The organism is Kistimonas scapharcae, assembly GCF_039540975.1.
Lineage (GTDB): Bacteria > Pseudomonadota > Gammaproteobacteria > Pseudomonadales > Endozoicomonadaceae > Kistimonas > Kistimonas scapharcae.
This window is the reverse complement of record NZ_BAABFL010000043.1, coordinates 1-6,396: the sequence shown is the minus strand read 5'-3', so window position 1 is coordinate 6,396 and position 6,396 is coordinate 1. Positions and strand designations below refer to the sequence as shown.

3 protein-coding genes and 1 pseudogene are annotated in these 6,396 nt (G+C 46.2%); 3 read left to right on the top strand and 1 reads right to left on the bottom strand.

The window, feature by feature from the left end; all coding sequences use genetic code 11:
* Positions 1-234: 234 nt before the first annotated feature.
* Positions 235-972, top strand: a complete 738-nt coding sequence (locus ABD892_RS02695; protein WP_345193582.1) for a hypothetical protein — start codon at positions 235-237, stop codon at positions 970-972.
* A 413-nt stretch (positions 973-1,385) separates the two neighbouring features.
* Positions 1,386-3,488 carry a polysaccharide lyase family protein gene (locus ABD892_RS02690; protein ID WP_345193580.1) on the top strand — a complete coding sequence of 701 codons (2,103 nt, stop codon included), beginning with the start codon at positions 1,386-1,388 and terminating at the stop codon, positions 3,486-3,488.
* A 289-nt stretch (positions 3,489-3,777) separates the two neighbouring features.
* Here ABD892_RS02690 and ABD892_RS02685 read toward each other — a convergent pair.
* Positions 3,778-4,678: pseudogene (locus ABD892_RS02685) on the bottom strand (IS1595 family transposase).
* 179 nt (positions 4,679-4,857) lie between these two features.
* Here ABD892_RS02685 and ABD892_RS02680 point away from each other — a divergent pair.
* Complete coding sequence (locus ABD892_RS02680) at positions 4,858-6,027, top strand: tetratricopeptide repeat protein (RefSeq protein WP_345193578.1); 1,170 nt, start codon at positions 4,858-4,860, stop codon at positions 6,025-6,027.
* Positions 6,028-6,396: the final 369 nt, after the last annotated feature.

Below are 6,396 nucleotides of genomic sequence, written 5' to 3'. Positions count from 1 at the left end.
AGAAAGCAGAAGAAAGCTTCACGAAGCACAGCGTTTCTGGCTGAAGTCCTTGCGGGGCAAGGGGCTTCATGATCTTGCCGTGGCTTGGCGAGCCTTGATATTAATTGATATACCTCACGTGAGTGAATAACGGTTATTTTTAATTAATATACCGCAGGTGCGGTAAAACATCCGTAATATACGATATTACTCATTTGAGTCATAATAGCTGTTAGGCGACTAAAGGAGTACAGAGTGACATTTGAACATCCCATAAAAGGGAATCGACATCAATTTGTTATAAAGCAACATTTCCATACAGCTCACGCAATCGGAAAATTCTATGGCGATGATGAAAAAGTTGATGTACACATTGTAAAAACAGATCAAACTGAAAGAAAGCATAAGCGAGCAAGCATATTTTGCGCTAAAAGAAACTGGGATCAAAAAGCTGAAACTGGCATTTTGGCAGACATTGAGAATGCCTTTCACGAAGAAATAAATAACCTCAAACCTTTCAAATCTAGAAACCATCAAGCGATTTCTGATTACTTTCTTTTATGGCGAATTAGACACCATTTCCATATGTCTAGGATGGAAGACCAGGCTTTAATTGGTGTAACGGGCTCTGATTTAACAAAGGAGCAAGAAGAATTACTTGAAAGTAATGGTGTAATGTTTGTTCGTGAGAATGGTATAGTTCCGTCAAGATTTATGACTGGTATTCAAGTTCTCATGCAATTAGATCGCCAAAGAGCTGGAGTTGAGAATTTAAAATGGGGTTTATTAACTTCTTCAGATGGTGAATTTGCTGTTGCTGATTGCTACTATGACTTAACATTTATGCCTATATCACCGAAATTAGCATTATGCGCTGGTTATACCGATATAAGTATTGATAGGCAAAGTGTCGCAAATGCGAATATGCAAAGCATTGCAAAAGCTACTGAGTTCTACTTTGCAAGAAATTTAGATTTGTGTCCCGTCGCCTAATCGGATAGCCGAGGGTCTCTAACCCTCAGCCCCACCCGGCATACGGGTCTGCACCGGGCGTTTATCCTGAATGGTGGAGCCTGATCCAGCCATTGCGCAAAGCGCACAACAGGATCGGGTCTTGAATCTTGATGAAATTAATAATATCAATTGAAGAGGAAGGAGTCGGCCCTCAATTTTTTTGATTATTGCTACCATTCTGTTGAATCCCTGAGTGATTTGATTATTGGTAATGGAAAAATGAAAACAGACAAAAATATTCAAACCCTCCATGCATAAACTCTGCATTGTCGTATTAGTGAGACTGTGTTGTTAGCCGAATCAACAATAAACACCACGCATTGAAACAATACGCCAAAAACAGTGTCAGTAGAGGAATGGAATACTGAATAAATTGAAACAGGAGAGCAGTCTTGATAACTAACCAACCGCAACCTTTTCCATCACCGAAAAAAACCAACCTCTCACAGGCAAGCCAAGCCGAAAGTCATCCCAAAACGGACTGGACTTACTTTAAACAGTGTATAATAAAGTGCCCAAACCCTGTTTTTTATCTTTTCAAAGACTGGCCACTGAAACTTGTCAGTGTCCTTGCCATTTTTGGCCGGTCAGTTGCAGCAATGCCTGGTCATCTCTCACGTGACTTATCAGCATCGAACCCGTCAACTGATCTGCTTCCTTCCTCAGCCCTCTGCCCCAACACCTTGAATTTTCAGCCTGCCTGGCTGGATGACGATGATTTTGAAGACGATGATTGGGGAGAGTTCGATGACGAGTCACTTGAATTCTATGACGAGGTACACGAAGTCGATGATGGGGCATTCGAATTTGATGAAGAACCAGCGCTGACTCACCCCATCAAAGCGTCATCGGCCAGAGTCAATAATGAAATGCTGTTGGAACGCAACCGACGCCAGACTACATCAACCCGATGGCAATCAGTCCCTGTGCAGATGGATCCCAGACTGCATCGGTACAACAATTCAGAAACCACCCTTGATCATAATTACATTCGTGTCGGAGCCAAAAAAGCGAATCTATTACAGGAACGGAAATCGCCCCAAAAAGGCTCCGTGTATAAAATCAAAATTGGTGACTATCGTGATAACTTGTTGCGCAAAGTGGCCAATGCAACATGCCCACCCACCAGCCCAGGACACAGCGATCAATGTAAAGGCCGGGTTGAGCTTACGAGTTGCTTCAAAACAGTAAATGATACAGTGCTGCCTCCTGCACTGCATGCACTTAAAATGGTATCAAGAACCTTCATTCATGACTGCAGCCAGGCAATCCCTTATGGCAGCCGTTTTGCCATGGCTATGGACGTTGATTTCCAGCTCATAGGTCCAGGAATCTTTGTTCAGCTGCATGGATTGCCAGATCATTTTACCTATGCTTATCCGAATACGACACAGATCTATCCATTACCACTGAACGTGGATCACAGCATCTATCAAGCACTCAGCATGCATAGTGCACAATTTGAGAAAGATGGCTATCCGCCGTTCACCCTGGCATTGAAACAGGAAGGCGGACGCAACTACGTTGTAGCAAAAGTTCGCTCAATGTATGCGCCATACATTCATAAAAGCATGCGATGCAACAGCAAATTCGATCTGACAACACTGAACCAGGCCAAATGCTGCCAGAGAAATGTCCAGGACATCAGTTATGTTTATGCTGGCGAGGTCGGTCGTGATTTCAACTCTACCGGTTGGAACAGGTTGGCCTTTGAACTATTGAGTAGCCGCTACAATGAGACCCAGCCAACAGCAGGGCATGTGCGTATCTGGGTTAACGGAAACATGACCACCAATACCAACGTTTTTCTGGGGCGTAATGATGCGCCTGAACGTGGCGGTGGCGGCATGTACTATAAATTCGGTATTTACCGGACGAATTCAGAAAAACCAATCACCTTGCAATTCAGAAATGTCAGAACCGGCCATGATATCCGTGATGTGGATGCAGGGCTGGCCGTTACACAGCCGCCCGTCAACGTACGGGATACCTGCTACCCTTTAAGCAACCCATCAACGACGATTGCTGCACCCAATACAACCGCTTCGACGACAACCTCCTCGACCACTACATCATTGATGATGAACACAACAGCAATAGGTGTCACAGCCCCCAATTACACAGCGTCACAGACGTCACCAGTGACTGCATCGCCGGTTGTGAATATCAACAATACAACTGTGACAATTCCCGGAAATACGACGACATCACTGCTTAATGCTAACAGGACATCTCTCACTACCGATGCCATGACTACACCGCAAGATGGAAGAAACGCGACTCACATTAACGATTGCAGTGATGATACCTTTAAATACCTGTTCATTGGTAGTGTCATACTGAATGTTACTCTCATAACAACCTTCACAGGACTGCTATGTGTACAGAGAAGATCAAAAGCGCAAATACCAAAGTTATCACACGGAAGCGCACGGCAAACGACCATGATAGAGGAAAATGAAACAGAGCTGCGTTTCTTAGCCAGCACTACCTGAAAACCAGACTCAACTCATTCATTCACATAGGGCAAAGAAATACCAAGCAAACTGATTCAGGATGGTGGTTTCCAGGCCACTCTCTTATAAGGAGACTGTAAGGAGCAACGGGTCGGGTCTTGAATTTTGATATTGTTACCCGATGTGTGACTTTCACGCTGAGATAAGCCCTTCTAACTGCGTGGGGTCTTTTCCAGCCTGAAAGTCACACATCGGGTTATTGTTTTAAATTTCCTAATTACCACTGTAACTCAGCCAGTTTGAGGAGCCTTGCTGGCATGGGGCAAGTTCACGCAGCCATGTAACCCAGCCTTGATACCATTGCCTTCAAATCAAAGCGTCGGTTAAATCGATAACAGTATTCTGCCAGGTATCGTGGCAGATGCCTGGGATTATTATTGTGGTAACTGCCTCTCAGGGAGTTTTTGACGTTCCCGGTCATGGTGTTGACCCACGTAAACAACTCATTAGCCATCGATTCATGACCACCTCCTGTCACTACTGCAGTATGTGGATGTCCAGCGTCGACTATTCACGTGAATGCGCCGAGTCCATCACTGACCACACAGCAGGTATGATCTCCGAGATGTCTTTTCGCCCAGAGCGCCAACTCCTTTTTACGGAAACTGGTGACCATACTAAAGCGCATATACAGCGGGAAGTTTTCTTCGTTGGTTTGCACGGCAGCAACAAAGGGGTGTTTGTTTGCAGAGCCTCTTCCCAGTTTGCCTCCATGTTTCCCCCCCCAGTAGACATCATCCAGCTGCACATATCCCTGCAGAGGGCGGCTGTAATCCCGCTCTTTCATGACTTGCATGAGCTTGTGTTTCAGGCGCCACGCGGCGTTATAAGAAACGCCAACCAAGATGTCTCGAAAGCTCCAGGGCTGATATGCCATTCTTGGTTTGGGTCATTAAAAACATGCCCAGAAACCAGGTGGTGAAGGGCAACTTGTTGGCTTCCAGGATGGTACCGCTGGTTAGTGATGTTTGATGGCGACAACGATTACATTGGTAAAGTTCACAGGTTTTCAGGGTGCAATACTCTCGGCAACAACACAGAGGGCATTCAAACCCATTCGGCCAGCGCCATTTGAAAAACTAATCGCGACATTGCTCTTCCTAACCGTATTGTTTAAAGAACTCCACAAGACTCATGCCTTTCTGAAACTGAATTTTGTTCCTGGGCATGACACGTCTCCTAACTCAAGGAAAACCAGTGTCGTAAGTTTAGACGGGAGAATGGCTTATGTTAGGTGGTAATCAGGAAAGGAATTGTTGTTAACCTAATATGCTTATGCCCAGTCATGCACTTCAATCTGCTCTACACTTCTCACGCTTTCACGCCCCCAGAGGTACAAAAAACCGTCATGGCCAAACTCAACACCGCCCAGAAACGTCGCCAGAAAGAACTGAAGCGACGCAAGAAAAAACAATTGCAGGCACAAAAGCAGAAAAAGCACTCACCCGTAGCGCCTGACTTAAGCGGGCTGCCCAAATTGTCAGAGACACTCCTGGAGTTTGCCGGTGGACTGCTGGATATCCCAAATGCCTCCAGGGACTATATCGAAAGCACCATTGGTATGGTGAGTATGTGCTGGAACATCGGCATCATGGAGAAAGAGCAAGGCTTGAAAATGCGTCAGAAGCTTACGAATATGCTGCGCGACGACACGATGGATGATAGTCAGGAGGATGTCGAAAGCCAGTTTGATGCGTTCATCATGGCAAGACGCCTTCTCTACCGGAATGATCCTCGTTTCATTGTCGATTACAGCGTGACATGGGATTATAAGGATGATTTACACCTCCAGATTGCCAGCACCATTCTACCTGAAGACAGCCGATTCTCATTTGATGAAGACGATCTGAGCTGCGGGCTTTCGGCTTCTACCCAAAAAACTCTCACCGCGCTATCCACGCCACTGACAGATGAACAACGTTGTATTGTTAAATGGATTGATGAAGGTTATGAACTACATGATATAAAGGATAAACCGTCTGAAGGAGCGGCCTGCGACCTCTGGCTTAAAGCCTGGAGCCATGTGAAGGAACTCTACAAAGATACCGCATCAATTGATGAGATACGGCCATTAGACGGACTGTTCCTGTCCAATTGGTGTTCAGATGTTGAGATGTACCTGCATAACGCGGGGGTGGATAATCCGGACTACTTCAACAAACGCATTGTTTTTTGCCGCGAGTTTTGCGAACACTTCCCTTCATCACATCCTCAGACACTCCATAATATGCGCCGGGCTGAAGCTGAAACACTCTTTTTCATCGGCCAGCATGAACAAGGGGAAGCCGCATTTGAAGCACTGGTCAATGACTACCCGGATACTGCCTGGGGCTATATCGGCTGGGGGGATATCTACAGCATGGGCACACTCGGCTCCGTTTCATTGCCTACCGATATTGACCGGGCACGGGCATTGTACCGAATTGCTATAGAGCGCCAGCTGGAGGATGCCGAGGATGCCGAGCAACGTCTTAAGGATCTGGAGCGGCATGACGCCCCTCTGACACTGGACGCCTGAGAAGCATCGGGTTTGCACCATCAACAGGCTTGTCTTCACGCAATGGCAAGCCTTAATGAAACGCTGCCGTTATAGACAGTTGGAATAAGATTACTCAAATTGAACACTATGTGCTTGCCCAGATCGCATCAGAGCCTCAAGAGATGCAACTTATCATCAAAAGGCTGATCAAAAGAAGAAGACATCCGCTTCGGACCCGGGAGCCGTTGGGAATCACCAGACCAGGGAAGACAACGGACAGATCATCTTTGGTTGTGAGGCGCGTCTGAATATCGGCAATGTTCCGGCAACAGGGGCTATGCATTAGTAGAAAAGGCTTTTCCGCCCACAGGATACGCTGAACAGGCCCTTCAGCCTATCCTGTGAGGA

Excerpts from the sequence above, each read along its gene's own strand:
- ABD892_RS02680 (WP_345193578.1), top strand. The coding sequence starts at position 4,858 with ATGGCCAAACTCAACACCGCCCAGAAACGTCGCCAGAAAGAACTGAAG.